This window comes from Prosthecobacter vanneervenii, assembly GCF_014203095.1.
GTDB classification, from domain to species: Bacteria; Verrucomicrobiota; Verrucomicrobiia; order Verrucomicrobiales; family Verrucomicrobiaceae; genus Prosthecobacter; species Prosthecobacter vanneervenii.
Genome location: NZ_JACHIG010000005.1, coordinates 21,180 through 47,715, shown reverse-complemented (window position 1 = coordinate 47,715; position 26,536 = coordinate 21,180). Strand labels below are relative to the sequence as shown.

The following is a 26,536-nucleotide window of genomic DNA, read 5'->3' as shown; positions in this document are numbered from 1 at the left end:
AACATAACGAATGTCAAACGGGGCTAGGTTACAGGCCTATCACCTCAGGGGTCCAGCCTGAGGATCTGCTGTCTTCCGGACCGGGGCCGCATCGGGAATGCGCTGGGCGGCGGGGATTTGCAGATTTTGCTCCAGCATCTTGAGGTATTCGATCAGCCCCGGGGTGGCCTTTTTCTCATCGTAGAGCTTTTTCAAAATGCTGTAGCCCTTTTGCCAGGAGGCCGTGTCGGTGGACTGCGCATAGGCATAGGCAGCAAAGCGCTGGGTGAAATTCAGCCCGCCGTGCTGGAAGGAGCTCAAATAGGCGTCTCCGGCGGCCTTGAAGTCCTTGCTGCGGTTCCAGTGGATGTCCCCCAGCTTCTGCCACAGGCGCGGATTGTCGGGCAGGAATTTGAGGCCTTCGGTCAGGATGTCGATGCCGCGCTGCACGTGGTCGTGGTAAAGCTGGCCGCGCAGACCGGGCTTCAGGTCTTCGCTGTAGAGGTAGTAGGAGGCGGCATTGTAGGCCATGTGCCAGGAGGCCTCCTCCCAGTAGCGGGCATTGCGCGGCTGGAGGCGTGTCACGAGCTTGTAGTAGCTGTCCACCTGGGCCCAGTTCACATCGGTAAAGGCCACATGCGCACGCAGCTGGAAGATGCTGGCCACCAGGCCGCGCAGCCCGCCCAGCGTGGCGGCCAGGCCCATCTGGCCCATGTTTTCCTCCGTGCCCAGATGCAGGGGCTCGTCCACCAACCGCATGCGGCGCAGATCATGCGTGACGTGCTGCTCCAGCGGGAGCTTCAGCACGCCAAAGACCAGCAGCACAGCGAGGGCCTGGAGTTTTCGTTTCATGAAGGAGGGAAGGGATGGCCGCAAAGAGGCGCAAAAAGGAACAAAAAATCAGAGTTCCTTCTCAACAAAGACGAGGTGGGTGATGAAGAGGTAGGCGGCGAGGTAGAGAGCGGCGATGCCGGTCATGTCATAGACTGCGGTCCAGGGGACGATCTGGCCGTTGGCCACGCTGTCCACGATGTCGAACTGCGAGAGGTCCGGGCAGATGGCGGCGAGGATGAGGGTGGCGGCGCGCTTGGCGGTGCTGCCGAGGTAGGGCTGGAAGAGGAAGTCGCGGATGAGCGATTCGCCATGGCCTATGATGGTGATGCAGAAGGTGATGACGATGGTGAAGAGTGTGGAGCTGGCGATGCAGGAGAGCAGCAGCGCCACGGTGGTGACTACGGCGGCTTTCAGAAAGATAGCCCACACAGCCCAGTGCAGATTCCAGGTGAGCCCCTGTCGGGCCACGATCTCGCGCAACTGCGTCAGCGCCTCGGGGGTGTCCTGCTTGTCCTGGTGCAGCTGTGCGACAGCGGCGTCAAACAAGGAGGCCTGCTGGACCCACAGCACGAGGCTGAGCAGGGCGTCCATGATGACCAGCCCGCTGGCGATGAGCATGAGCACACCGCAGAGCTTTCCCAGCAGGTAGTCAAAGCGCGGCACGGGCTTGGACAGGATGGTGTAGAGCGTGCGGTCCTCCATGTCCTTGGGCAGCAGCAGGGCGGTGGACACCACGCCGATGACGATGCTGAAGATCTGCAGCGCGGCGAGGGACACCGTCTTGAGCTGGCTGAGCTGCTGCTCCGGATTGATGACGGAGAAGCCGAAGCCCACCACGACCACGAGCACGCAGAAGACCAGCAGGAAGGGCAGGATCTTCATGCGCATGAGCTGCGTCATGGTGGCGTGGGCCAGCGTCCATACGCGCGCGGGGGAAAAGCGCACGGTGGGTGTGCTGATGGAGGCGGAAGTCTGTGTGGCGGCCTGGCTCATGGTTTTTTCGGTTCGTTGGTGGCTTCCAGAAACAGGCGCTCCAGCGTAGTGCGCGGGTGGCCGCTGCGCAGCAGCCGGGTGTCTCCGCCCTCGGCCTTCACCAGCGCATCAATCTTGGCCAGCAGGGCGGGGGAGGCGTTTTCCAGCACCATCTCAGTCTGGTTTTCCACGGCGATGAGGTCCTCCAGCCGCCCCTCGCGGACCATGCGTCCGTGGGCCATGATGCCCACGCGGTCGCACACCTCCTGCATCTGCTCCAAGAGATGGGAGGTGACGAGCACGGTGATGCCACGTGCGCGGAATTCGATGATGAGATCGCGGATGATGCGCGAGCCCGCAGGGTCCACACCGGCGGTGGGCTCGTCCAGCACGAGGAGGCGTGGCTCATGGATGAGGGCCTGCGCCAGCCCGAGGCGCTGCAGCATGCCTTTGGAGTAGCCGCCCACACGGCGCGTGGCTGCATCTTCCAGCCCGGTCAGCGCCAGCATTTCATCGGCGCGGGATTTCAAGGCAGCACCGCTCATGCCGCAGAGCCTGCCGTAAAAGAGCAGCGTCTCGCGGCCGTTGAGGTGCTTGTAGAAATACGGGTTCTCAGGCAGGAAGCCCACGCTGTGGCGGCTGGCCACCTCCGTGCTCGGGATGCCGAAGATGCTGGTCTCTCCGGCGGTGGCCTTCAGCAAGCCCAGGATGACCTTCATGGTGGTGGACTTGCCGGAGCCGTTCGGACCGATGAGACCATAAACCTCTCCGGCCTCCACGGTGAGAGACACATCGTGCACGGCACGGAAGGCACCTTTGCCAAGACTGCCTTTGAAGATCTTGGTCAGGTTTTTGACAGAGACTGCAGGCGTGGTGCTCATGCGGGTGGATGGGGCTGGTTTACGCCACGATGGAAAATCCACGCAGTCCGGGCTGCGCGGCAATGGAATTCACTTCTCTTTCTTTGATGTGGGAGCCCAGGCTGCTCGTCTGGATGTCTTCCAGGAAGGCGTCCAGCTCATCGGGCTCAAAGGACTGCGCCAGCATCTCCACGCGGCCATCGGGCAGGTTCTTGACCCAGCCGGTCACGTCAAAGCCGGAGGCGATGCGCTTGGTGCTGTAACGAAAGCCCACGCCCTGGACGCGGCCTGAATAGAAAACATGTTTGGCGGTCATCATTTCATCAAAAGCTTGAGTGCGGCGCGGGCCTCCTCGCTGGCGGTCTCCAGCAGAACGACACCGGCATCGCCGCGGTTGCGCAGCAGGCTCACATGGCGGCCCTGTGCGGTGAATTCATTTTCTCCACTGGTCTTGTAGGTCTCGCGGAGGGAGTTGAGCATGGCCTTGTAGAAGGCGTCGGCGGTGGACTTGTCCATGAAGACGGTCTGCCAGGCGGCGTGGTCGCGCTTGGCACCGCCATCAGCGGCCCAGACCAGCAGGCGGTCAGCTACCAGACCACGTGCACCGAGGGCTGAGTCCTCATCATTGTTGTGCATGCGCAGGGCGGTCACGCAGGCAAATTTGCCCAGGCTGTCGTCCAGGTAGGGCAGCGCGCCTTTGAGCTTCACATCGCCCAGCGTGATCTCCACCGGCGCGGGGCGCTCGGGATCGAGATAGACCTCGGGCTCGATGACCTCCGCCGTGCTGATGGGCGGGCGGCTGTAGGCGGCATTGAGCTGGGGAAAATTGCCCGCGCTGTGCAGCGTCTGCGCAAACTCAAAGCCACGGCTGAAGGGGAAGAGCGCCAGCTCACGCAGATACGCAGGCATGGGCACCTGGTTCAGCGGGTGGTCGGGGTCTTCGGAGGGGAGCTCGTCCTTCGGCGCAGCCGCGGGATTTTGCAGCGAGAAAAGGAAGCGCGTCAGCCCCGCATCTCCGGCGATCAGAGACTCGCGCGCCAGGCGCATGTCCGTCTTGAGCGGGCCGTGCTGCGGCTGAAAGAGCGTGCTGCCGTACTCGCGCAGCAGCTGGCCAAAGGCGATGCCCATTGGCTCATTCGCGGTGACCTCGGGTCCGCTGGCTGTGGTGGGATCGATGGTGAACATGGTCTCCGATTCCGCGTCATACCAGCCGCCCAGCTGGCGTGCCAGCAGCGCCGCGCGCAGCGGCAGGGGATCGACGGCCTCGGGGATCCAGCCCAGTGTGGCCAGACCGCGAGCGAGCTTTTTGGCCTCGTCATTCGGCTGCTGGCGCTTGAGCCAGACGAGGATCACGGCCTCCACCTCCTCCTGGCTCACCTTCGTTGTCACAAGCGGCAGCGCATGCAGCTTTCGCATCTTCATCATGTCCAGGCCCATGCCAACAAAGTCGGGAGCCACATCCTCATCCTTCACGGGCGTGGCGGTCATTTTCTGCGCGTCCTTCACGCCCAGCATGCCCAGCTTCTGGATGAGCTGTGCGTTTTCATCCTTCAGCACATCATTCTGGCCCTGGAGGTACTCGATCTGTCCCTCCAGCAGCACGATCTGCTTTTTCAGGTCTTCCACCAGCGCCACCTCTTCGACAGGCACGTCGCGTTTCCCCACGGGCGTGGATTTCTTGGCGGGCTCGGCCTTCACCGCGATCGGCGGCGTTGCCTCCGGTTTCATCCCCGCCAGATACAAGGCCGCAGCGCCTCCGAGCGAAAGGAGGATGAGCAGCAGGATGGCGGGGTTGGGCTTCATCGGTGCAAATCATGCAGCGGAAAAGCAGCGCGGGCAATATCACCCGCTGCTTTCCCCTCACTTTTCCGCTTGGCGCAGCGCCGATCCACCCCAACATACCCGGCAGCGGGCTCAGCCGCCCGGCATCAACCATGTTCCGCTGGCGATTCGGCAACCACGATCTCGATCTCACCCATCGCGGGCTCATCATGGGCATTGTGAATGTCACGCCCGACAGCTTTTCAGATGGCGGGCGTTTCAACGATCCCGGACGCGCCGTGGAGCATGCCTTCACGCTGCTGGCAGAGGGGGCTGACATTCTGGATGTGGGCGGCGAATCCACCCGCCCAGGTGCTGAGCCAGTGAGCGAGGCCGAGGAGCTGCGCCGCGTGCTGCCGGTCATCCGCGCCGTGCGCTCACAGACGAAGGCGCTTATTTCCATCGACACCATGAAGGCCGTCGTGGCCCGAGCCGCGCTGGATGCCGGGGCCGACATCATCAATGACGTGACCGGCCTGCGCGGAGACGCCGCCATGCCGCGCGTGGCTGCGGAGACCCAGGCGGGCCTCGTGGTCATGCACATGACCGGCACGCCTCAGACCATGCAGCACCAGCCGCAGTACGATGACGTGGTGGCGGCTGTGGGTGACTACTTTGACAACCGCCTGCGCGTGCTGGAAGGCGAGGGCATCGACCCCGAGCGCATTGTTTTGGACCCCGGCTTTGGCTTTGGCAAAACCCTGGAGCACAACCTCTCCCTCATGCGCGCCCTGCCGCAGCTCAGCACCCGGCGCCCGCTGCTGGTGGGCGTGTCCCGCAAATCCATGATCGCCCGCGTCATGCACTCCGACGCCATGGAAGACCGCTTCTGGCCCACGATTGCGCTGAGTGCCTATGCCCGCGAGCATGGTGCGAGGATTGTGCGCGTGCATGATGTGAAGCCGAACTGCGATGCGCTGCGGATGATGGAGGCGATTTTGGGCGGGGTGTGAAAGACGCGACAGCTTTTTTGATGCTTGGATCGACTTAACTATCGTCTGGCATGAATGTTCACCGCATTACGCGCAAAGATCTATATACAAAACTCGACACGCCCTATAACCCGCCTGCTTGCAAGGCAGAGGACGAGTCCGCATGTGAAGAGTTTTTTGAAGAGTGGCATGACGTCCGCAACGGATTGCAGACTGTGCTCGAGCGTTTTGGTGAGCACGACGACTTTGATGATAAAGACTTCAATCTTGGAGACACCGCCATGTTGTCGCGTGGTATCGGAGTGACTTTCACCCGTGAGACGATGTTTAAGTCCCAGGTTCTGGAAGCCGTAGCCGCTTATATGGCTGTTCTTCCAAAAGATTATGAAGTGCACATCACTCTTCAACGAGATGGCGAAGAGGATCATGATCTTTTCGTTTCACGGGATACAGTTATGGCAGAGCTTCCTGAGGATTTGATGCGTAATCTGATGCCTGACACGTGGATGTGACAGTGGCAAAAGTTTGAATTTTGTCGAACATGCTGGACTGTTTTTCCATCACACCCCAAACAACGGAATCCCCAGCTTCTGCGCCACGCGTTTGGGCCGGCGCATTGCTTCGGCCATGCGGGCTGCTTCATCGGCGCCGCGCAGGTCTTTGCAGTCGGGGTGCGCTTCAGGTGACTCGATGAGGCCGAGCTGGTGCAGTACGTGGGCGGTGCTGTGTTTGTAGGGGGAGGCGCTCATGCGGTCGTCGAGGCGGAAGACCATGTCTTCAAAAGACTGGAAGGCCTCGAAGAGCTTGTAGACGCGTGTGTCAAAGCGGCCGGTGCCGGTCTTGAATTTCTTGTCGGCCACGCTGTCCAGCAACCACATGTCGCGGGCGGCGCAGATGAGCGGGCAGGCGCTGACGCCTGCGCCGATGAGCAGCGGCAGGCCGAGCTTGATGGCGGTGGCGATGCCGTAGTCGTCTCCGCTGTGCGGGGAGAAGGGCAGGTTCAGCCCTTTGCACATGGCGGCCCAGTAGTGGAAGTGCGGCTCGTCCAGCGTGCTGACCTTGCCGCCGACATACGCCGGATGCAGCGCGATCTGGTGGAACAGCCACGGATCAAACGGCGTGGCCCAGGGCACAAAGGAGGGCTCCAGCGCATGCGCGATTCCGGGGCGGATGAGGTGCTCGGCGATCTGAAAATAGGCGTCGCGTCGGGGCTCGTTTTCCAGCGTGTTGAGCAGCTTGCTGGTCATGATCATCATCTCGCAGTTGTCGTGCTCTTGCGCGATGTCGAGCAGCGGCCAGTAGCGCTCGGCTTTGAAGGCGGTGTCGTTTTCCGCGCCGCGTGCGGTCACTCCGGCAATGAAGCGCTGCGTGGGAAACTCCGCACGGAAGCGCCGCAGCACCTCGGCGTACAGGTCGTTGCTGAGGTCAAAGATGTAGCCGGTGTCCGCATTGAGCACGAAGACCATCTCCACGCCGTAGTGCTCGCCACACTGCTGCATCCAGCGTACGCTTTTTGTGAAGCCGTCCCAGTCAGGCTTCTTGTCCTTGAAGGGCAGCAGCGTGGCCACGCAGAGGCGCGCCTTGGTGGTATGATCCACCAGCTCCTCCTCGCTGGTGTAGGCCCAGACGGTTTCATTCCAGGCGGTGGAAGGCTGCAAGTCTGCGGGATTCGAAATGAGGGCGCGGTGGTCTGCCATGGGGGCAGTAGAGCACGCACCGCCATGCGCACCAAGACGAAATCCGAATGCCGACTATCTGAAAATGTGATTCAGCGGATGATCTTCAAAGTGCCCGCCTTGCCCGCAGGCCAGGCCGCGCCTTCCTTCACCCACTTGTTGATGATGGCGTATTCATCAGCGGTCAGGCGCTCGCCCACGGCGGGCATGACGCTGACTTTCTGGTGCACGGTCTTCACATTGACCACCATCAGGCTGGTCTCCGGATGGCCGGGGACGATGTAGGTGCCAAGGGCCTTGGTGCGCAGGGCTTCCTTGTGGCTGGCCAGACTGATATGGCCGGGCAGCGCCTGGCGGTTGTGGCACATCACACACTTGGCCTCCAGCACCGGCTTCACATGTGCTGCGAAATCGACAGGGCCATGCCTGGCGGCATGGATGGCTTCTTGGCTCAGCACGTTCTCGCCCAGCGGCTTGGTCTCCGAATCAGGAGGCGTGGCGCAGGAGGCAAGAGCAAGGACGCAGAGCAGGGCAGGGAGGCGGCGGATGTTCATGAGCATACAGGAGTACGGAGCTGGGCCGTGCGCAATACGCATGTCTGCTTCTTTTTTGAGGGATTGCCTTTCAGCCGCTCTTTGCGCTAAAACCATTCAAACATGAACCGCCGCCATTTCATCCGCTCCGCCGCCGCCCTGCCATTCATCTCCGCCATTGCCGCCGAAAAGCCGAAGAGGCTCATCCTGCGCTCGTCGTGGCAGACGGTGAACATTGGCGACATCGGCCACACGCCGGGTGTGCTGGCGCTGCTGGAGAAGCACCTGCCGGAGGTGGAGGTGCGCCTGTGGCCGAGCAAGCTGGACAATGGCGTGGCCGAGATGCTGGCGGCGCGTTTCCCGAAGGTGCAGGTGATCCAGGGAGAGGCGGTGAAGAAGGCCTTTGAGGAATGCGATTTCCTCCTGCACGGCTCCGGCCCCTCGCTGGTGGCGCAGGCGGATGTGGTGAAATGGAGCCAGGCCACGGGCAAGCCCTATGGTGTGTACGGCATCACCTTCTCCGGTCAGCAGAGCTCCAAGAGCAAGACGCAGCCGCAGGTGAAAACGGTGGATGTGCTCAGCGGCGCAAAGTTTGTGTATTTCCGCGATTCCGTTTCCCTGGAGCTGGCAAGGAAGATGGGCTGCACCTGCCCGCGCATGGAGTACGGGCCGGATGGAGCCTTCGCCGTCGACCTGAAGGATGACGCGAAGGCCGAGGCCTTTCTGAAGGAGCACGGACTGGAGCAGGGGAAATTCCTCTGCTGCATCCCGCGTCTGCGCAACACGCCCTACTGGACACTGCCGGAGAAGAAGGCGACCATCGATGAGAAGAAGGACGCACGCAACAAGGCCATGATGGACCACGACGGCAAGCCGCTGCTGGATGCCATCGTGAGCGTGATCAAGAACACCGATCTCAAGATACTGCTCTGCCCGGAGGACAAGACGCAGATGAAGGTGGGCAAGGAGATGCTCTATGACAAGCTGCCGGAAGAAGTGAAGGCGCGCGTGGTATGGCGGGAGAGCTACTGGCTTACGGACGAGGCCATCAGCACCTACCGCCGCAGCGCCGGGCTGTTTGGTCATGAGATGCACAGCCCCATCATGTGCATCGGCAATGGCATCCCTGCCATTGTGTGCCGCTGGGCCGAGCAGACCAGCAAGGGCTACATGTGGCGCGACATTGGCCTGGGTGAGTGGCTCTTTGACCTCGATAAAGAAGATGAGGTGGCAAAGGTGGCTGCCGCCGTGCTCGCGATGGCGAAAGATCCCGAGGGCTCCAAGGCGAAAGCCGCCAAGGCACGCGAGCTGGTGATGGCCAAATTTGCCGCCAGCATGGGCGTGGTGAAGGGATGCTTGTCAGTGGGCTGAGAATCAGATAAGTACGGTATTTTTCGGGAAAATACCGTCATATTCATGCGCATATTGGTGATCGAGGATGAACGTCAGCTGGCCCGGCATATCTGCTCGGCACTGACGAGGAACGGGCATGCCGCCAGCGCTTTGCATGATGGGGCGGAGGGGCTGAAGTTCGCGCTGCTGGATCCGCCCGATCTCATCGTGCTGGATCTGAACCTGCCCACGCTGGACGGCTTCAGCGTGCTGTCGCAGCTGCGGCAGAAACAGTGCCCTGCGCGGGTGCTCATCCTCACGGCACGCGGCGAGGTGGAGTATCGCGTGAAAGGGCTCAAAGCCGGTGCGGATGATTATCTGGGCAAGCCCTTCTCGATGGATGAGCTGGTGGCGCGCGTGGAGGCGCTGGGGCGCAGAGCAGCCACGCCGGAGGCCGGCGATCTGCTGAAGGTGGGCGATCTCCTGCTGGATGTGCACCGCAGACGCGTCACGCGTGCAGGGGAGGAGATTCCGCTTTCGCCGCGCGAGTTTGAGCTGCTGCAGGTGCTGATGGCGGAGCCGGGGCGGGTCTTTTCACGCACCGAGCTGTGCGACCGCGTGTGGCAGCGGGATCATGGCTATGACACGCGCACCGTGGAGATCTTCATCGTGCGGCTGCGCAAGAAGCTGGATGCCGGCTTTGACCATCCCCTCATTCACACCATCCGCGCCGTCGGCTACATGATCAAGGCGCAGGGCTGAAGAAGCCTGATTCATTTTAAAAGCACCCATTTTGAAAACGCATGAACGCTGCAATTTTCTGGCTGGCCTTGTTACTCCTGATGCCCTGCGGCGCGCTGGCTCAATCTGTGGTGGAAGGAAAGGTGGCCCTGCCCAAGACGAGGTCCACGCCGGTGATGAACAAGCGCTACGAGATCGTGACCAGGGGCGGTGTCATGTCCACCAACCCGCCGCTCGCGGTGGTGTACCTCGAAGGCGCTTTTCCCAAACCGGCCGCGCCGCCGGTCAAGCAGGTGATCCAGAAGGACTTCATGTTTTCGCCCACGCTGCTGCCAGTGCAGACAGGCACCAAGGTGGAGTTTCCAAATCTCGATGACACCTACCACAATGTGTTTTCGTTTTCACCGGCCAAGCGTTTCGACCTGGGCCGCTACCGCTCTGACGAGACGCCGATCCCTTCGCAGCTGCTGGACAAGGCAGGACTCATCACGCTGCGCTGCGACATCCATGAGCACATGCGCGGCATCATCCTCGTGCTGGACACGCCCTACTTTGTGGTGAGCGAGGCAGATGGGAGCTTCAAGCTGAGCAACCTGCCCGCAGGGAACTACAAGCTCAAGGCCTGGATCAGCAGCCGCACGACATTGGAGAAACCCATCACCCTCGGCAGCGGAGCTGCGCTGCGAGTGAATTTTCCGTGAGCAAAGCAGCACAGCAGCCAAGGCAGGATGTGGCGGGCTTTCGCTCGCGTCTGCTCGTGGGCATGATGCTGGTGGTGGTGGGGCTCACTGCGGTGGTTTTATATGTCGCAGAGCGCCGGGTGGTGAGCGACACCGAGCAGGCTTCGAGGCTGGCCTATGTCAATGAACTGGCGGCCATGCACCGGCTGCAGGAGCTGAGGCATACGGCGCTGGCGGAACGCTGCAAGACGCTGGTGCACCGTCCGCGCATTCATGCCGCGCTGGAGGACAACGCGCTGGATCTGCTCTACCCGAGCGCTCGCGATGAATTGCGGGACGTCATGGATGCGGCGGATGAGGTGGGCATCTTGCATGCGACCTTTTACCGCTTTCTCGATGCCAGCGGCCAGGTGATCAAACCGCCGCCGGAAGAGAATGTGGGAAGGCTCAGTGAAGAGGAGGAAGCCCGGCTGACGCTCAAGCAGGTGCCAGCGACGCAGCAGACCGGCTATCTGCTGCGCCGTGATGCCGAGGGGGCTGAGACGGTGGATGCCGTGATCGCCGCGCCGGTCATTTCCACGGAGACGCACGAGGTCATTGCGGCGCTGGTGCTGGGCTTCAAACCTTTTGCCGACCAGCCGCAGGATGCGGGCACCCAGCGGGCGATTTGGGTGGATGGGCGGATGAGTCCGGCGCTTGTGGATCCAGCAGGGGCTTCTGCGCTGGCTTGGAAGGTGGCCGAGGCGCTCTCACTGCCAGATGCTGCGATCAGCAGTTTGAAGATCGATGTTCAGGGGGTGCCACATCAGGCGTTTCTCACGCGGCTGAATCCAGGCTCGATGTTTATGCCTGCGTTTGAGGTCAGCCTGCATTCGCTGGCGCCGTCCATGCAGCGCCTGCAGCAGCTGCGCTGGCAGATTCTCACCGCAGGCGGGCTGCTGCTGCTGCTGGGGCTGGCGGCCAGTCATGTCATCGCTGCACGGCTCTCCGTGCCGGTGGAAAAGCTGGCGCTGGATTCTGCGGTGAACTTCGCCGGGCGTGAGCAGGCCGAGGCTGCGCTGGTGATGACGAGTGTGGAGCTGCAGCGCTCGGTGCGTTTTTCAGCGGATGCCTCCCATCAGCTGAAGACACCGGTGACCGTGCTGCGCGCCGGGCTGGAGGAGCTGCTGCAGCAGCCGGGGCTCTCTGCGCAGTCGCGGGAGGAGATCGAGGCGCTGATCCGCCAGACCGTGCGGCTCACCAGCATGATCCATGATCTGCTGCTGCTCTCGCGCATGGATGCGGGCAGGCTGCGGCTGGATATGGAGAGCGTGGATCTCTCGCAGCTCGTCGCTTCACTGGCGGATGACCTGAGCGTGCTGCCAGATGCTGCGGATGTAGAGGTGGAGATGGACGTGCCTGCAGGGCTGCACATCCAGGGGGAGAAGCGCTACACCTCCATCATTCTGCAAAACCTGCTGGAGAACGCCTGGAAGTACAACGAGCGCGGCGGGCGCATCTGCATTGCCGCCAGGGTGGAGCAGACACGAGTATGCCTGAGCGTGGGAAACAGCGGCGACGGCATCCCGCAGCAGGCGCAGCCACATATCTTTGAGCGCTTCCACCGCGCTGCAGCCAATGAGGGCACACCCGGACATGGGCTGGGGTTGGACCTGGCGCGTGAGCTGACGCGATTGCATGGCGGCGAGCTGCGCCTCGTGCGCTCTGCGCCGGGCTGGACCGAATTTGAAGCCACCTTTCTCCTCGCCACTGCGGCGTCATCATCATGAGTCGTTTGCTTGTCATCCTTCTCTCCCTGCTGCTCGTCTGCGGTGCCTGTGCTCATGCCGAGGACATTCTCGATCGCGTGGAGGAGGCCTCGGCGTTCAGCATCCTTGATGGTGACGTGCATGGAAAGATCAGCGGACTGGCCAATCTGGAGGCCTATCGCTTCAGCGGCACGCCGCTGGGTTCGATCTTCACCTCCCGGCGCGACTTCTTCAATCCGCGCCTCATCTTGTTTGCCGATGTGCAGATGGGGGAGCATCTGTATGGCTTTGTGCAGTCACGCTTTGACCGTGGTTTTAATCCACGGGACAACACCACGCAGCTCCGCCTGGATGAATACGCACTGCGCCTCACACCATGGAAAGACGGGCGCTTTAATTTCCAGGTGGGCAAGTTTGCCACCGTGGTGGGCAACTGGGTGGGCCGCCATCTGGCGTGGGAAAATCCGTTCATCAATGCGCCGATGCTGTATGACAACTTCACCGCCATCTATGACGCCGAGATCCCCGCCTCGGCGAAGCAGTTTCTCTCCGGGGCCACGGATGACCGCTACGACTACAACCCGGTCGTGTGGGGACCGTCTTATGCCACAGGGGCGTCTGTTTCTGGCATGCTGGGCAAGTTTGATTATGCGGCGGAGATCAAGAACTCCAGCCTGTCATCGCGTCCCGAATCCTGGGAGCTGCGGAACATGAATTTCGCACATCCCACGCTCAGCGCGCGTATTGGCGTCCGCCCGGATCAGGCATGGAATCTGGGCCTCTCCTACAGTGAGGGCGCTTATCTGGTGGGACATGCGTTTGCCACACAGCCTCCAGGCACAGGGCCGGGGGATTATCACCAGCAGGTGATCGCGCAGGACATCAGCTTTGCGTGGCATCATCTGCAGATCTGGGCGGAGGTCTTTGAGGCACGGTTTCAGGTGCCGAATGCCGGCAATGCCGACACGCTGGGTTATTACATTGAGGCCAAGTACAAGTTTACCCCGCAGCTCTTTGGTGCGCTGCGCTGGAACCAGATGCATTTTTCGAGAATGTCTGACGGAGCAGGCGGCAGCTCGCCGTGGTTTCCAGACATGTGGCGCGTGGATGCCGCCGTGGGCTTCCGCATGACGGCGCACACCCAGCTCAAACTGCAGTACAGCCTGCAGCACGAGAACGTCACCCACGAGCCGCTCTCCCACATGCTGGCAGTGCAGCTCACGGTGCGGTTTTAAGCGCAGCGCTCCTGCGCAAGGAGCAAAGCGTAACAGTTTGGAAGGATGGTAACAGCCACGTTACGGTCATGTGCTTCCGGTTTCGCTGTCGTGGGAATATTAATTCACATGTCATTCATCACCGCGGTTGGTGATGAGAAAAAGTCAGCATTAACACCGAAACCAACAAGCATATGAAACACATCCTCCCCGTTCAGAAGCTGATGGCATGCCTCACGCTCAGCGGCCTGCTCTTCTCCTCCATCGCCCAGGCCAAAAATGGCGCGACAGATCCCATCCCAGGCACCAGCAAAGGAGCCACAAACACAGGTGGTGGCGGCGGTGGTGGCGGCAAAAAATCAACGACGCCTGTGGTGCTGCCTCCGATCCCCAGCACGCCTGTGCAGCCGCTGGTCACCGGCACGCTGACCTTCACCGCCAGCAGCTACAATGGCACCACTCCGAACTGCGGCGGTACCTATCGCATTGATCCCTACTATCCCACGCTCTCTCTGATCACGGTGGATGTTTCGGTGAGCTCTCTGAGCACCACTGACGGCTCGCCTCTCTTCATCGTCGTCAATGGCGCGGGTGGCACCTTCTATCCGTTCCTCGGCGGTTCCATGACTGTGACCGGCGGCAGCGCCACCGGCACCTCTCAGATCTACTGCACCCCTGGCTCCACCATCACCAGCGTCTCGATTGTGGACCTGAATGGAGTGGTCGTGGCCACCGGCAAGTAATCCAACAGCCCAGTGCATCCATCCGCAGAGGTCATGAGGCCTCTGCGGATTTTTTGTGTGCAGATGGGATCCTACGCTGAGGCGGTCTGGCAGATAGGCATAGCGCCCAGGCGTGGAGGATTGATGGAAAAATGTAATCGCCCGTGCGCGGTCGGAGGCTGATACGCGGTTGTGAATCTTGCAAAGTTAGTCTGGACTAATTTTGCAGGCTGTGAAAAAACATCCACCCCAACGCGCCCATGATTGTTTCCTTCCAGGCTTTCCCTGTTCGTCGTCTTGTCATTTTGGCAGCGCTGTCCTGTTGTTGTCCGGGGCATGCTCACCAGGCTCCTGGCTTGCTTGCGCCTGCGGTGAGCCCAGAGGCTGCTGCGGCGGATGTGGAAAACTGGAGCATCCATATGCAGAACACCAATGTGCTGCAGGGGCACACGGGCATCCGCTCGCCCTACGCCGGGCAGGACAGCCTGAACTCCGCACCGCAGATGCGGCAGACGGTTTCGCTGGACCTCCTATTCGGCCTGCGGCTGTGGGAGGGGGCGGAGATGCATCTGGATGGGATGATGTGGCAGGGCTATGGCATGAGCAATGCACTCGGCATGGCGGGCTTTCCGAACGGCGAAGCCTTTCGCAAAGGCACCAGCGAGCCCAATGGCAACATCTCACGCGCTTTCATCCGCCAGACCTTTGGTTTTGGCAGCGAGATGGACGATGCCCCCTCGGGTTCGCTCTTTCTCAAAGGCAGGCAGCACAAGTCCCGCCTCGTGGTCACGCTGGGCCGCTTTGGTGCGAAGGACATTTTTGACGGCAATGCGTATGCCAATGACGCGCGCACGCAGTTCATGAACTGGAGCCTGATGGCGAATGGCGCATGGGACTATCCGGCGGACAGCTTGGGCTTTACCACCGGCGGGGCGGTGGAGCTGTACTTGACGGACTGGGTGCTGCGCTACGGCTTCTTTCAGGTGCCGAATGTGTCCAACGGCATCGCCATGGACCCGCATGTGTTCAAAGCCTGGGCGCAGGTGCTGGAGCTGGAGCACAAGCATCAGCTCGGCGGGCGTCCCGGAGCGGTGCGTCTTCTGATGTATGCCAACCGCGCACACATGGGCAGCTTTCAGCAGACGCTGGCCAATCCCATCCGGCCGGCAGACATCACCAACAGCCGCGCCTATCGCCTGAAGTATGGCGTCTGCCTGAATGCGGATCAGGAGATCGCGGATGGCGTGGGCATCTTCACCCGTCTCGGCTGGAGCAATGGCAAAGATGAGGCCTGGTCCTTCACCGATGTGGACAGCTCAGCCTCCCTGGGCATCAGCGTCAAAGGCAAGTCCTGGAACCGCCCGGCGGACACGCTGGCGATGGCGGGCATCGTCAACGCGATCTCCAGCGTGCATGCGGCCTACCATCAGCAGGGAGGTAATGGCATCCTGGTGGGAGACGGCACGCTGTCCTATGGCGCGGAGAAGATCATCGAAACCTACTACGACATCGCCGTGGCCTCATGGCTGCATCTGGCCTTTGACTACCAGTTTGCCATGAATCCAGCCTACAATCGCGATCGCGGCCCGGTGCATGTGTTTGGGGCGCGCCTGCACTGGGAGTTTTGAGAGGGCCGCAATGGAGAGGGTGGGCTCCAGTTGCGGCGCAACTGGGCAGCTTTACGCGTGGCGTCCTTTGAAGGTCAGTTCGGCGATGCCGGACTTGTCCAGGCCACCGAGGCCGAGAGATACCATCTTCTCATACTGCGCCTTGGTGGCGTCGTTGAGAGGCAGGCTGAGGCCCACGGTCTTGGCCACATCGGCGGCGATGCCGCTGTCCTTGGCGGCGTGCTCGGCGGAGAACCAGCAGTCGTGCTCGCGGGCCACCATGTCGGCGCTGTCGGTTTCCAGCACGCGGGAGTTGGCGCCCGTCTGGCTGAAGACCTCGCGGATCATGTTCAGGTCATGGCCCAGCGCGGCGGCGAGGCCCAGGCCCTCGGCCAGACCGGCGGTATTGATGTTCATGACCATGTTTACCAGCGCCTTTACCTCAGCAGCACGGCCGGGGCCGCCGATGAAGCGGCGGTTCACGCTCATCTGCTCGATCATCGGCTGCACCTGCTGGTAGATGGCCTCGTCTCCTGCGAGCATGAGGTACAGTTTGCCCTCGCGAGCATGGCTGATGGAGGAGGCCATGCAGGCCTCCAGGCTGTGGGCGCCGGCTTTTTCAGCGGCGGCATACACCTCACGGTGGATGGCGGGGGAAAGGGTGGCGCAGTTGATGAAGATCCTGCCCTTGGCGTTGGTCAGCAGGTTGTCTCCGCTGCCGAGGAAGATGGCGCGCATGGCGGCGTCATTCGTCACCACAGTGAAGATGACATCTGCTGCGGCGGTGACTTCTGCGAGGCTGGTGCAGGCTTTGCAGCCGAGCTCGGCGGCCAGTTCGGCGGCGGCCTGGGTGTTCACATCGAGCACGGCGGTGACGCTGTAGCCACAATCTTTGAGACGACGGGCCATGTTGGCCCCCATTTTACCGACTCCGACAAATGCAACGGTCTGGGACATGAGGATGAAAAATAAAGCTTGGGCTGGTTGGTTGGGTTTACTTGAACTCTGGATAGAACGGATTGTGCGCCTTTTCCTCTCCAACGGTCGTCATGGGACCGTGGCCGGGGCAGATGACAGTGTTGTCTGGCAGGGAGAAGATTTCTTTGCGGTTGGTGGCCAGGGCATCCGCATAGGAGACCATGCCGCCACCCATGCTGGAGGCAAAGAGGGCGTCTCCCACCACGGCCACAGTGCGCTTGAGGCCGGTGACGACGTAGGTGATGCCGCCCTTCGAGTGGCCCCGGGTGCTGCGTGGCTCGATGCGCAGGCCGCCGGACTCCCAGGAGTCGGTGTCGCCCAGCTTGAAGGTCTTGGCCCCGGGGCAGGACTCCGCTTCATTCACAAAGACGGTCACGGCACCATCGGCGGAGAGCCTGGCCAGATCGGCAATGTGGTCTGTGTGCGTGTGGGTGATGAAAATGAGGCTGAGGTTGAGCCCCTTTCGCTGGATGAAGTCGATCATCGGCCCGGCATCTGCCCCGGTGTCAAAGGCCACGGCGTTCTTGGTTTCGGAGTCCCACACGAGGTAGGAGTTCACCGTCATGTCGTGATAGGGGGTGTTAAACTGCTCCACGCCGGTCAGCGTCACGGGCAGGGGGCGCCACTCGTTGTGCGCCATGGCCACCAGGGAGAGGCCATCCAGGTGCAGGTGGGGGGCGATCTTGCGCAGCACGCGGTCGTCCACCTTGCCGTTTTTGGCCTCGGCGATTTCCTCGGCGCTGATGCCGGAAAGGGCTGCGAGGTCGGCATCGCTGATGCCCTGGCCGCGCATGGATTTGGCGATTACGTCATTAAATAGGTCTTCGAGGGGGATCTGCATGGGGCGAATTCAAGGCGGTTTGCCATCGGATGGCAAGGCCTATGTGCCACATCAGCAAAGCACAAACTTTGTCAGCGGGGAGTCCTTGCCTCCTGCGGACTCGCTAGTAACATCGGCGCGCCATGACCGATCTCGACATCCGTGAAATCCACTTTCTGCGCGGCCCCAACATCTGGACCAATGACCCCGTGATGGAAGCCTGGGTGGATCTCGGCAGCTTGAAGGACACTTCGTCAGACATCGTCCCCGGATTCTCGGAGCAGATCAAGAAGTGGTTTCCCGGCATGATCGAGCACCGCTGCAGCATCGGCGAACGCGGCGGCTTCTTTCAGCGCCTCGACACCGGCACCTGGCCGGGGCACATCCTGGAGCACGTGACGCTGGAGTTGCAGACGCTGGCGGGCAATACCGTCGGCTTTGGCAAGGCACGCGAAACCTGCGTGGAAGGGTTGTACAAAGTCGTCATCGAATACCTGGACGAAAACGTGGCCGAGGCCTGTCTGCATGAGGCACGTGAGATCCTGCTGGCTGGCTACGCTGGCAAAGACTACGACATCGAGGATGCCGTGGCGCGCATGAAGCGCGTGGTGGACCGCAACGCCCTCGGCCCCAGCACCAATTCCATCATCGCCGCCGCGCAGCAGCGTGGCATCCCTTTCCGTCGCCTACGGGAAGGGCGCAGCCTGGTGCAGTTTGGCCAGGGGGCCAATCAGCGCCGCATCTGGACGGCGGAGACCGACCGCACCGGGGCCATTGCCGAGCACATCGTGCAGGACAAGGACCTGACCCGTCAGCTTCTCAAAAAAGCCGGCGTGCCCGTGCCCGAGGGCCGAGTGGTGGCCAATCCGGAGGACGCCTGGGAGGCGGCTGAGGACATCGGATTCCCCGTGGTGGTGAAGCCGCAGGACGCCAACCATGGACGTGGCGTGTTCATCAATCTGACCACGCGGGAGCAGATCGAGAGCGCCTTCCAGACCGCCGCCAATGAAGGCGAAGGTGTGATGGTGGAGCGCTTCATCCCCGGCAACGATCACCGCCTGCTGGTGGTGGGTGGGCAGCTCATCGCCGCCAGCCGTGGCGACCACGCCGTCGTCGTGGGCAACGGCACCGACACCATCGCTACACTGGTGGAAAACCAGCTTAACACCAATCCGCTGCGTGGCACGAGCGACTACTGCCCCTGGTCCAAGATCGACACCGAGGAGTGGGACGCTGCCATCCTCTCAGAACTGGACAAGCAGGACTACCAGCCGGACTCGATCCCCAAGGACGGTGTGCGCGTGCTGATCTCCCGCTTTGCCAACTGGTCCACGGAGGTCACCGGGCTCGTGCATCCGCGCAATCGCGATCATGTCACCATCGCCGCGCAGGTGGCGGGGCTGGACATCTGCGGCATCGACGTGGTGTGCACAGACATCAGCAAGCCGCTGGAAGAGCAGGGCGGCGCCGTGGTGGAGCTCAATGCCAGCCCTGGGCTCGTGATGCATCTGCGCCCTGCCACCGGAGAGGTGCGCCCGGTGGGAGAGGCCATCATCGACATGATGTTCCCCGCAGGGAAAAACGGCCGCATTCCTGTGATCGGCGTCACCGGCACGCATGGCAAGACCACCACCGTGAAGCTGCTGGCGCATCTGATGAAGGCCACGGGCAAGTTCCTGGGCGTCTGCCACAGCGAGGGGCTGCAGTTTGGCGAGCGCTTTGCCGCCACCAAGACTGGCGACCGCACCAGCGGCACTCGCGGTGTGCTGCTGCACCCGTGGACGGAGCTGGCCATCTGCGAGAGCAGCGCGGAGTCTATCATTCTTGAAGGACTGGGCTATGACCGCTGCCAGATCGGCGTGGTGCTGAATGTGGGCACCGAGCATCTCGGCCTCGGCTACACCGACACCATGGAAAAGATGGTGAAGGTGAAGCGCTGTGTGGTGGATGTGGTGCTGCCGGAAGGCGTGGCCGTGCTGAATGCCGACGACGCCCTGGTGGCGGAGATGGCCGAGAGCGAGCACTGCCTGGCCAGCGTCATGTTCTTCTCCCACGTGGCGGACAATCCCATCATCGCCGCGCATCGTGAGAAAGGCGGCAAGGCCCTCTTTGTGAAAGAGGATTCCATCGTCTTGGCCGAAGGGGACAAGGAGCGCGTGCTCTGCGCGCTCAGCGCCGTGGCTCTGCCGCATACGGGGCATCTGGCGTTCAATCTCCAGAACGTGCTCGCTGCCGTGGGCGCTGCGTGGGCCTATGGCCTGCCAGACCAGACGATCGTCGAAGGTCTGGGCAGCTACGCCTGAGCTTAGATGCCGGAATGACACCGCCAGAGCCCTGGCGGAGCATCGAGCCTACAGTCGGATGTAGATCTTGCGGCGGTACATCCAGAAGGCCACCAGCCAGAAGAGCGCAAAGGTGCAGGCCCCGATGGTGACCGGCTGCAGCTCAGGACCGAAGATCTGGAAAATACGCGTACCAAAGTGCTGCCGCAGCGTGGCGGAGCACCACACATCCAAAGTGTGGCGCATGACATAGAAAGCCAGGGAGTTCACCCCTACCACGAGGAAGGGAAAAGCCCAATCTCGCCGCTGTTTGACATCCACGATCTGATACAAGCCGGAGAGGATCAGCAGGGCGCAGCCACCACTGAAGAAAACCCAGGCCGGAGTCCAGAGCCGCTTCACGATGGGGCAGATGCCGGCGAAGTGCAGGAAAAAGCTGAAAAGCAGGCAGGACAGACCGGCGATCCAAAGCTTCCGGGTCGGGTTTCCACCCTGCTTGAGCCAGGTGCCCGCCATCAGACCCAGGGTGATGGTGGCGATGGTGGGGATGAAATTCAGCGTGGTGTAGCCGCCGAGATAGCCCACATAGGGACGCTCGCGGGGGAACTGGTTGAGCAGCCACATGTCAAAGCTCCAGCCGGCGTTGCGGTTGTGGTTCCAGTGCGCGTAGAATCCGGTGAAGTCGTGCTGCCAGCCCTCGGGCGTGTTGAAGGCCTGCGGGTCCGCATGCGGCGGGATGACGGGATAGAGCGCGTAGATAAGCCAGGTGCCGATGAGGATGATGGAAAACCAGATCCAGCGCGTGCGCTCCGTGCAGTAGGCCAGGGCAAAGACGGCCATGTAGCCCAGCCCCGTCTGCGTCAGTGTTTCATCAAAGGTCCAGTGCGTGATGTCGTGGTCCACGCTGCGCAGGAAGATGCCGATGAGGATCAGCGCCACGGAGCGCCACAGGGCGTGCAGCGTGGTATGCCACTGGGACTGCCCCTTGTTCTTGCGGGATGAAACGGAGAACACCATCGACGCCCCGGTGAGAAAGGCGAAGGACGGATGGATCAGGTCATTGAGCGAGCAGCCGACCCACGGGATGTGGGAAGAATGATGACCGAGAAACTGCCAGACGAAGCTGTCCGGGAAGTTCTTGGCCACCTCGTCCAGCTCCAGCAGGCGCAGTCCCAGCAGGAACATGACGATGCCGCGATAGACATCCAGGGAACCGATACGCGGGGACGTTGCGGGAGAACTCGTGTTCAAGCGGGGGCGTTAATAGTAGTGCTCCAGCTTGCGTTTGCTCACGCGGTCGAGGCTGGGTACGCTCGGAATTAGATAGCGAGTGTTTCGTCTGTCCACTATTACCAGTCTGCCGTGGCCCAGATTTTGGATGCTCTCATCCGTCTCCACTTCAAACGTGGTGTCTCCACGGTCTGTGGTCACATGCCACTGGTGGCCGTCCGCCATGCGCACGATGCGGTGGATCACCTGGATGATGGGCACGAAGTCGCGCCGCGCCAGCGCGCCGAGCAGCAATGAGCGCGAGGGCTCTGGCAGAGTCTGGGGGTCCTCCACACAGAGGATTTCACGTGAGTTTTCAGACTGGATGGAGATCCAGTGATCTTTCTCCGTGAGCGGGAACATCTTGGCGGGATGCACATTGACGTGACGTGTGCCGCCGGGGGCGATGAGGATGAGGCGGCCCAGAGCGTCCTGCTCAAAGGAGATGTCTGGTGGTGGCGTCGTGCTCATGCGTTGTTCACCTCCAGCATGGCCTGGTGCAGGCGGGCATAGCTGCCGCTGCGCTCAAGCAGTTCCTCATGGGTGCCGATTTCCTTGATGCGCCCTTCTTCAATGACCACCAGGCGGTTGGCCTTGCGCAGGGTGCCCAGGCGGTGGGCGATGGCGATGGTCGTGCGGCCTTTCACGAGGTGGTCCAGCGCGGCCTGGATCTCGCGCTCGGTCTCCGTGTCCACGGCGGAGGTGGCTTCATCGAGAATCAGAATGGCGGGGTCCACCAGCAGCGCACGGGCGATGCTGATGCGCTGGCGCTCGCCGCCAGAGAGCGCCTGGCCGCGCTCTCCCACCATGCTGTCGTAGGCATCCGGCAGGCGCATGATGAAGTCGTGCGCACGTGCCGCATGTGCGGCGGCTACGATCTCGGCGCGCGTGGCGTCCGGCTTTCCATAGGCGATGTTTTCGGAGATGGTGCCGTAGAAGAGATAGGGCTCCTGCAGCACGAGGCCGAGGTTCCGGCGGTAGGCCATGACGTCGATCTCGCTCAGATTATGGCCATCCACCAGCACGGCGCCTTCGCTCACCTCAAAGAAGCGGCAGGCCAGGTTTACCAGCGTGGTCTTGCCAGCGCCGCTCGGGCCCACAAAGCCCACCATCTCCCCGGGGGCGATCTTGAGGTTGATGCCGCGAATGATCTCACGTGAGCCATGGCGGAATTTCACCTCCTTGAACTCGATCTCCCCGCGCAGGCGGCCCACCTTGATGGGGTTCAGCTGCGCAGGCACGTCCGGCTTCACATCCAGCACGTCAAAGATGCGGTGCGCACTGGCGGCCGCGCGCTGCATGGAGGCGGTGAAGCGGCTCATGGAGTCCATGCGCTCGTAGAAGCTGCTGATGTAGAGAACAAAGCCCGTCAGCACCCCCACGGTGATGCTGTCATGCGCCACGCTCCAGGCACCCACGGCCCAGACGATGAGCAGGCCGATGTCTGTGAGCAGCTTGATCATGGGCGTGAAGAAGGACCAGGTCTTGTTCACGCGGTCATTGGTGTCAAAGATGTGCTTGTCCGCGATGCGGAAGCGCTCGATCTCCCGCTGCTCCTGCGCAAAGGCCTTCACCACGCGCACGCCGGGGATGGTGTCTGCCAGCACGCTGGTCAGCTGGCTGCCCGCACGGCTGGCGGCGGCAAAGCCACCACGTAGGTACTCGCGCACACGCTGCACCATCCACGCGATGATGGGCACCGGGCCCAGCGCGGCCACGGCCAGCAGGGGATTGATGCTGAAGAGAATGACCGCCGTGAAGAGGAACTGCAGCACATCGCAAAAGAAGTCGATGAAGTTCACCGAGATGAACAGGGAGAGATGCTCCGTGTCCGAGCTGATGCGGGAGATGAGGTCTCCGGTGCGTTTGCGGTTGAAGTAGGTCAGGGAGAGCTTCTGAAGGTGCTCAAAGGTCTCCCGCCGCATGCGGCTGGTCACCAGCTCGGCGATCCGTGCCACCACAAAGGTCTTGCCCCAGTTCAGCGCCCAGGTCAGCAGCGCGGCCAGCGCCAGGGCGGAGATGAACATATAGACCTTGTGCACATGCACATGCTCCGTCTGGCTCTGCAGCGGGATCAGCACATCATCCACGAGGGACATCGTCAGCCAGGGGGCGATCATCTGCGCCCCCGTGCTTGCCATGGTCAGCGTCAGCCCCAGCAGCAGCAGGCGGTACCATGGGCGGCAGAAGGTCAGCAGGCGGAAGAGTGGCTTGGCGGCGGGGATGTTGGCGCTGTCGGAAACTTCAGAGTCAAAAAGCTCTTCTTCCTCCTCTTCGGCTGCTTCGGCGCTTCCGGCCTCTGCACCGGCGTCCTCTCCGCTGAGGATGCGGCATTGCTCGCGGAAGCGTGCCACAAAGGCCTCCGCCTGACGCAGGCAGCCGGAGGTGACTCGCCACTGACCCAGCAGGGTGCCCCCGCCGATGAGGTGCAGAGCGATGGTGGCCCCCATCTCCTCCAGCTTGAACTCCTGCAGGTCCGCGAGCTTCCAGGAAACAAAGCGCGGCTGCTTGGAACCGGAGTCCTCAAAATGCAGCAGGCGCATGTTGGTCAGAACGATCAGCCCATGGCGAAAGTGCAGCCCAGCATCCAGGTCCGTCATCAGACGGGCCACCGTGCGCTCCCCGGATGCCAGTCTTGATTCGGCATGCTGAAGCAGGAGATCGGGAAGGTCTTGGAGGTAGGAAAGGGGCAAGTTTAGGGAGACGGATCGTAAAGCCGCTGAAAGTCCCGTGTTAAGAGAGCTTGTCAAACTGACGCCGTTATTTCCCAAAACGGGTGCAACCAGTCTGATTCTGACTGGTTTAAGGCCGATCTTTCCCTTGACCTTGCGCAGGTCTGGGGACTATTCCGCGTTTTCCATTTTCCTGCTTGCCAAACTCTGCTCCATCCAGCGAACTCCGCTCCACCCAAGTGCGCAAAATCCTGGCTCTGCGCGGCCCCAACCTCTGGGCCCGTGAAACGGTCCTCGAGTGCCGGGTGGAATTCCCCGAACTGACCGACTACGTGCCCAACTGGCGGTCCTGGCTTCTCTCCTGGCTCCCCGCTCTGGAGCCGCAGCTCAGCTCCATCGATGCCACTCCGCAGCCTGAAGCACTGGCTTCTCTGCTGCTGCACATCACGCTCAATCTCCAAAGCCGCTCTGATCTGCTGCTGAGCTTTGGCAAGATCATGCCCACCGCTGAGCCGCGCACGCTTCGCATCATCATCCAGTATGATGAGGAGGCTGTGGCACGCCCCGCCTTTCAGCTTGCTCGTCGGATGCTCGATGCAGCTCTTTACGGACAGACGCTGGATGTGAACGCCGCCATTACGGAGCTGAATGACCTGGCGAATGACATCTGCCTGGGACCGAGCACCCGTGCCATGGCGGACGCCGCGCGCGTGCGGGGCATCCCGGTCACCCGCCTCACAGAGGGCAGCCTGGTGCAGCTGGGCTGGGGCTCCAAGCAGCGGAAAATCCTGGCCGCCGCCACCAGCCACACGAGCGCGATCGCCGAGGACATCGTGCAGGACAAGGACTTCACCCTCAAGCTGCTCAATGAGATCGGCCTGCCGGTGCCGCAGGGCCGTCCGGTGAAAAACGCCGAGGACGCCTGGGCTGCCGCCAATGAGATCGGCCTGCCGGTGGTGGTGAAACCGCAGGACGGCAACCAAGGCCGTGGTGTGGCGCTCAATTTGTACACCCGCGAGCAGGTGGTCACCGCCTATGCCGCCGCACGCGAGGAAAGCCGCTCCGTGATTGTGGAGCAGTTTGCCGAAGGGGAGGACTACCGGGTGCTCGTGATCGGCAAGGAGCTCATCGCCGCCTCCCGCCGCTACCCGGCGCATGTGATCGGGGACGGAGTGCATACCATTCAGGAGCTGGTGGCTGAGAAAAATCGAGACCCGCGCCGAGCCGCCGACCACGCCGCCGCGCTGAGCCGCATCCGCATTGATGCCGTGGCGCTGGCCGTGCTGGCAGAGCAGGGCGTCACGCCTGAGTCGATCCCTGAGAAGGACCGCATGATCCTCATCCGCCGTAATGCGAACCTCAGCACCGGTGGCACTGCCGTGGACTGTACTGCCGAGGTGCATCCCACGATTTGCGCCGCCGCTGTGGAAGCCGCCCAGATGGTCGGGCTGGACATCTGCGGGCTCGACATGATCGCCCCGGACATCACGCAGCCGCTGAGCCCGAAGAACGGAGTCATCATCGAGCTGAACGCACGCCCCGGGCTGCGCATGCATCTTTACCCCTCAGAGGGCGAAGCCCGTCCGGTGGGCAAGGCGGTGATCGACACCATGTTTGCCCCCGGCTGCCGTGGCCGCATCCCCATCGTGGCGGTGACCGGCGTAAACGGCAAGACCACCACCACACGCTTCATCGCGCATCTGCTGACCCAGAATCAATGGTGCGTGGGGATGACGAGCACGGACGGTGTTTTCGTCGGCTCCCGCATGATCGACACCGGCGACTGCAGTGGCCCCAAAAGCGCCCGCAGCATCCTTTCCTATCCGCTGTGCGATGCCGCCGTGCTGGAAACCGCCCGTGGTGGCATCCTGCGCGAAGGCCTGGCCTTTGACCACTGTGACGTGGCCGTGGTGACCAACATCGGCTGTGGCGACCACCTGGGCATCAATGACATCAACACCCCCGAACAGCTCGCGGAGGTGAAGCAGTGCATCGTGGCTGCCGTACCCGCAGACGGCCATGCCGTGCTGAATGCCGCTGACCCGCTGGTGGTGAAGATGTCTGAAACCTACCCGCGCAAGACCATCTTCTTTGCCCTGGATGGCGAGAACGCCGTCATCGTGCGGCACCGCATCAAGGGAGAGCGCGCCATCTTTGTGCGCGACGGCAGCATCGTCCGCGCCTCCGGTCCCAATGAGGATGTCTTCATTTCGCTGAGCGAGGTGCCCCTCACCCACGGTGGGCGCATCGGCTTCCAGGTGGAAAACACGCTGGCCTCTGTGGCCGCAGCCTGGGCGCTGGGCATCGACGACGAACTCATCCGCCAGGGCGTGCGCAGCTTTGTGCCCAGCCTGGATCAGAACGCTGGCCGCTTCAACGTGCTGGACCTCAAGGGCATCACCGTCATCGTGGACTACGGCCACAACGTGGACGCGCTGCGTGCGCTGCTGGATGGCCTGCGCCAGTTTGAAAACAAGCGCCGCATCGTGGTTTACAGCTCTGCGGGAGATCGCCGCGACAGCGACATCGTCGAGCAGGGCCGCATGCTGGCCTCTGAATTTGACGAGGCCTGGCTCTACGAGGGCGACTATGTGCGCGGCCGTGAGTCTGGCGAGATCATGCGCCTCCTGGCCCAGGGGCTGGAGAACGCCCCGCGCACCCGGCGCGTGGAGTCCATCATCGGTCACCTGAAATCGGTGGATCTGGCCATGGAGTCCGCACAGGCGGGAGATTTGGTGATGATCCAGGCGGATACGGCGGATGAAACCGTGCAGTATCTCAAGGAGAAGTACGGCGCGTGCTGAGGTGAGTGGTTTCCGATTCGATGAATCGCTTGCCACAGCACGCAGAATTCGGCTACTAGG

General features: G+C 62.1%; 23 protein-coding genes. 11 read left to right on the top strand and 12 right to left on the bottom strand.

Annotation, left to right across the window (positions count from 1 at the left end):
- Positions 1-39: 39 nt before the first annotated feature.
- The 5 genes from HNQ65_RS12520 to HNQ65_RS12500 are packed head-to-tail and all read right to left on the bottom strand — an operon-like array spanning position 40 to position 4,448.
- The gene (locus HNQ65_RS12520) at positions 40-831 is read right to left on the bottom strand and encodes a hypothetical protein (protein WP_184339888.1); all 792 of its coding nucleotides are present in this window, start codon (positions 829-831) and stop codon (positions 40-42) included.
- 48 nt (positions 832-879) lie between these two features.
- Positions 880-1,806, bottom strand: coding sequence for a hypothetical protein (locus HNQ65_RS12515; protein ID WP_184339887.1), 927 nt, complete (start codon positions 1,804-1,806; stop codon positions 880-882).
- Positions 1,803-2,666 (bottom strand): ABC transporter ATP-binding protein, encoded by an 864-nt coding sequence (locus HNQ65_RS12510; protein WP_184339886.1) that lies wholly within the window; start codon positions 2,664-2,666, stop codon positions 1,803-1,805. Before HNQ65_RS12510 ends, HNQ65_RS12515 begins: the two co-directional genes overlap by 4 nt.
- Positions 2,667-2,685: 19 nt before the next feature.
- Positions 2,686-2,964 carry an acylphosphatase gene (locus HNQ65_RS12505; RefSeq protein ID WP_246438181.1) on the bottom strand — a complete coding sequence of 93 codons (279 nt, stop codon included), beginning with the start codon at positions 2,962-2,964 and terminating at the stop codon, positions 2,686-2,688.
- Positions 2,961-4,448 carry a hypothetical protein gene (locus tag HNQ65_RS12500; RefSeq protein WP_184339885.1) on the bottom strand — a complete coding sequence of 496 codons (1,488 nt, stop codon included), beginning with the start codon at positions 4,446-4,448 and terminating at the stop codon, positions 2,961-2,963. Before HNQ65_RS12500 ends, HNQ65_RS12505 begins: the two co-directional genes overlap by 4 nt.
- A 131-nt stretch (positions 4,449-4,579) precedes the next feature.
- On the opposite strand from HNQ65_RS12500, the gene folP reads away from it, so the two are divergent.
- The gene (gene folP, locus HNQ65_RS12495; RefSeq protein ID WP_184340261.1) at positions 4,580-5,419 is read left to right on the top strand and encodes a dihydropteroate synthase; all 840 of its coding nucleotides are present in this window, start codon (positions 4,580-4,582) and stop codon (positions 5,417-5,419) included.
- Positions 5,420-5,469: 50 nt separating this feature from the next.
- Entirely contained in the window at positions 5,470-5,910 is a 441-nt protein-coding gene (locus HNQ65_RS12490; protein WP_184339884.1) for a hypothetical protein, read from the top strand.
- 48 nt (positions 5,911-5,958) lie between these two features.
- On the opposite strand, the gene HNQ65_RS12485 is transcribed toward HNQ65_RS12490, so the two are convergent.
- A complete protein-coding gene (locus HNQ65_RS12485) occupies positions 5,959-7,095 on the bottom strand; it encodes a hypothetical protein (RefSeq protein WP_184339883.1) in 1,137 nt (378 codons plus the stop codon).
- Between the two features lie 71 nt (positions 7,096-7,166).
- Positions 7,167-7,628, bottom strand: coding sequence for a c-type cytochrome domain-containing protein (locus HNQ65_RS12480; protein WP_184339882.1), 462 nt, complete (start codon positions 7,626-7,628; stop codon positions 7,167-7,169).
- 102 nt (positions 7,629-7,730) lie between these two features.
- Between HNQ65_RS12480 and HNQ65_RS12475 the strand changes: the two genes are divergently transcribed.
- The 7 genes from HNQ65_RS12475 to HNQ65_RS12445 all read left to right on the top strand — a co-directional run bounded on the left by HNQ65_RS12475 (position 7,731) and on the right by HNQ65_RS12445 (position 15,672).
- Positions 7,731-8,978, top strand: coding sequence for a polysaccharide pyruvyl transferase family protein (locus tag HNQ65_RS12475; protein ID WP_184339881.1), 1,248 nt, complete (start codon positions 7,731-7,733; stop codon positions 8,976-8,978).
- A gap of 45 nt (positions 8,979-9,023) precedes the next feature.
- Complete coding sequence (locus HNQ65_RS12470; protein WP_184339880.1) at positions 9,024-9,701, top strand: response regulator transcription factor; 678 nt, start codon at positions 9,024-9,026, stop codon at positions 9,699-9,701.
- Between the two features lie 41 nt (positions 9,702-9,742).
- Positions 9,743-10,381, top strand: a complete 639-nt coding sequence (locus HNQ65_RS12465; protein WP_184339879.1) for a hypothetical protein — start codon at positions 9,743-9,745, stop codon at positions 10,379-10,381.
- The gene (locus HNQ65_RS26965) at positions 10,378-12,129 is read left to right on the top strand and encodes an ATP-binding protein (protein ID WP_184339878.1); all 1,752 of its coding nucleotides are present in this window, start codon (positions 10,378-10,380) and stop codon (positions 12,127-12,129) included. Before HNQ65_RS12465 ends, HNQ65_RS26965 begins: the two co-directional genes overlap by 4 nt.
- Positions 12,126-13,343 carry a hypothetical protein gene (locus HNQ65_RS12455; protein WP_184339877.1) on the top strand — a complete coding sequence of 406 codons (1,218 nt, stop codon included), beginning with the start codon at positions 12,126-12,128 and terminating at the stop codon, positions 13,341-13,343. Before HNQ65_RS26965 ends, HNQ65_RS12455 begins: the two co-directional genes overlap by 4 nt.
- Positions 13,344-13,516: 173 nt before the next feature.
- Positions 13,517-14,065, top strand: a complete 549-nt coding sequence (locus tag HNQ65_RS12450) for a hypothetical protein (RefSeq protein WP_184339876.1) — start codon at positions 13,517-13,519, stop codon at positions 14,063-14,065.
- Between the two features lie 335 nt (positions 14,066-14,400).
- Positions 14,401-15,672: a carbohydrate porin gene (locus tag HNQ65_RS12445; protein ID WP_184339875.1), complete on the top strand. Its 1,272-nt coding sequence runs from the start codon at positions 14,401-14,403 to the stop codon at positions 15,670-15,672.
- A gap of 51 nt (positions 15,673-15,723) precedes the next feature.
- Here the strand turns inward: HNQ65_RS12445 and HNQ65_RS12440 are convergent, their stop codons facing one another.
- Positions 15,724-16,662, bottom strand: a complete 939-nt coding sequence (locus HNQ65_RS12440; protein ID WP_408004803.1) for an NAD(P)-dependent oxidoreductase — start codon at positions 16,660-16,662, stop codon at positions 15,724-15,726.
- Positions 16,646-17,470, bottom strand: coding sequence for an MBL fold metallo-hydrolase (locus tag HNQ65_RS12435; RefSeq protein WP_184339873.1), 825 nt, complete (start codon positions 17,468-17,470; stop codon positions 16,646-16,648). Before HNQ65_RS12435 ends, HNQ65_RS12440 begins: the two co-directional genes overlap by 17 nt.
- 122 nt (positions 17,471-17,592) lie before the next feature.
- Here HNQ65_RS12435 and HNQ65_RS12430 point away from each other — a divergent pair, with 122 nt between their 5' ends.
- Complete coding sequence (locus HNQ65_RS12430) at positions 17,593-19,752, top strand: cyanophycin synthetase (protein WP_184339872.1); 2,160 nt, start codon at positions 17,593-17,595, stop codon at positions 19,750-19,752.
- Between the two features lie 48 nt (positions 19,753-19,800).
- On the opposite strand, the gene HNQ65_RS12425 is transcribed toward HNQ65_RS12430, so the two are convergent.
- The 3 genes from HNQ65_RS12425 to HNQ65_RS12415 are packed head-to-tail and all read right to left on the bottom strand — an operon-like array spanning position 19,801 to position 23,693.
- Positions 19,801-20,982, bottom strand: a complete 1,182-nt coding sequence (locus HNQ65_RS12425; protein WP_184339871.1) for an acyltransferase family protein — start codon at positions 20,980-20,982, stop codon at positions 19,801-19,803.
- Between the two features lie 9 nt (positions 20,983-20,991).
- Complete coding sequence (locus tag HNQ65_RS12420; protein ID WP_184339870.1) at positions 20,992-21,471, bottom strand: DUF1854 domain-containing protein; 480 nt, start codon at positions 21,469-21,471, stop codon at positions 20,992-20,994.
- On the bottom strand, positions 21,468-23,693 hold the full coding sequence (locus HNQ65_RS12415) for a cyanophycin metabolism-associated ABC transporter (protein ID WP_221306149.1): 2,226 nt from the start codon (positions 23,691-23,693) through the stop codon (positions 21,468-21,470). The genes HNQ65_RS12420 and HNQ65_RS12415 overlap by 4 nt, the downstream gene beginning before the upstream one ends.
- Positions 23,694-23,869: 176 nt before the next feature.
- On the opposite strand from HNQ65_RS12415, the gene cphA reads away from it, so the two are divergent.
- Positions 23,870-26,476: a cyanophycin synthetase gene (cphA, locus tag HNQ65_RS12410; protein ID WP_184339869.1), complete on the top strand. Its 2,607-nt coding sequence runs from the start codon at positions 23,870-23,872 to the stop codon at positions 26,474-26,476.
- Positions 26,477-26,536 lie beyond the last annotated feature (60 nt).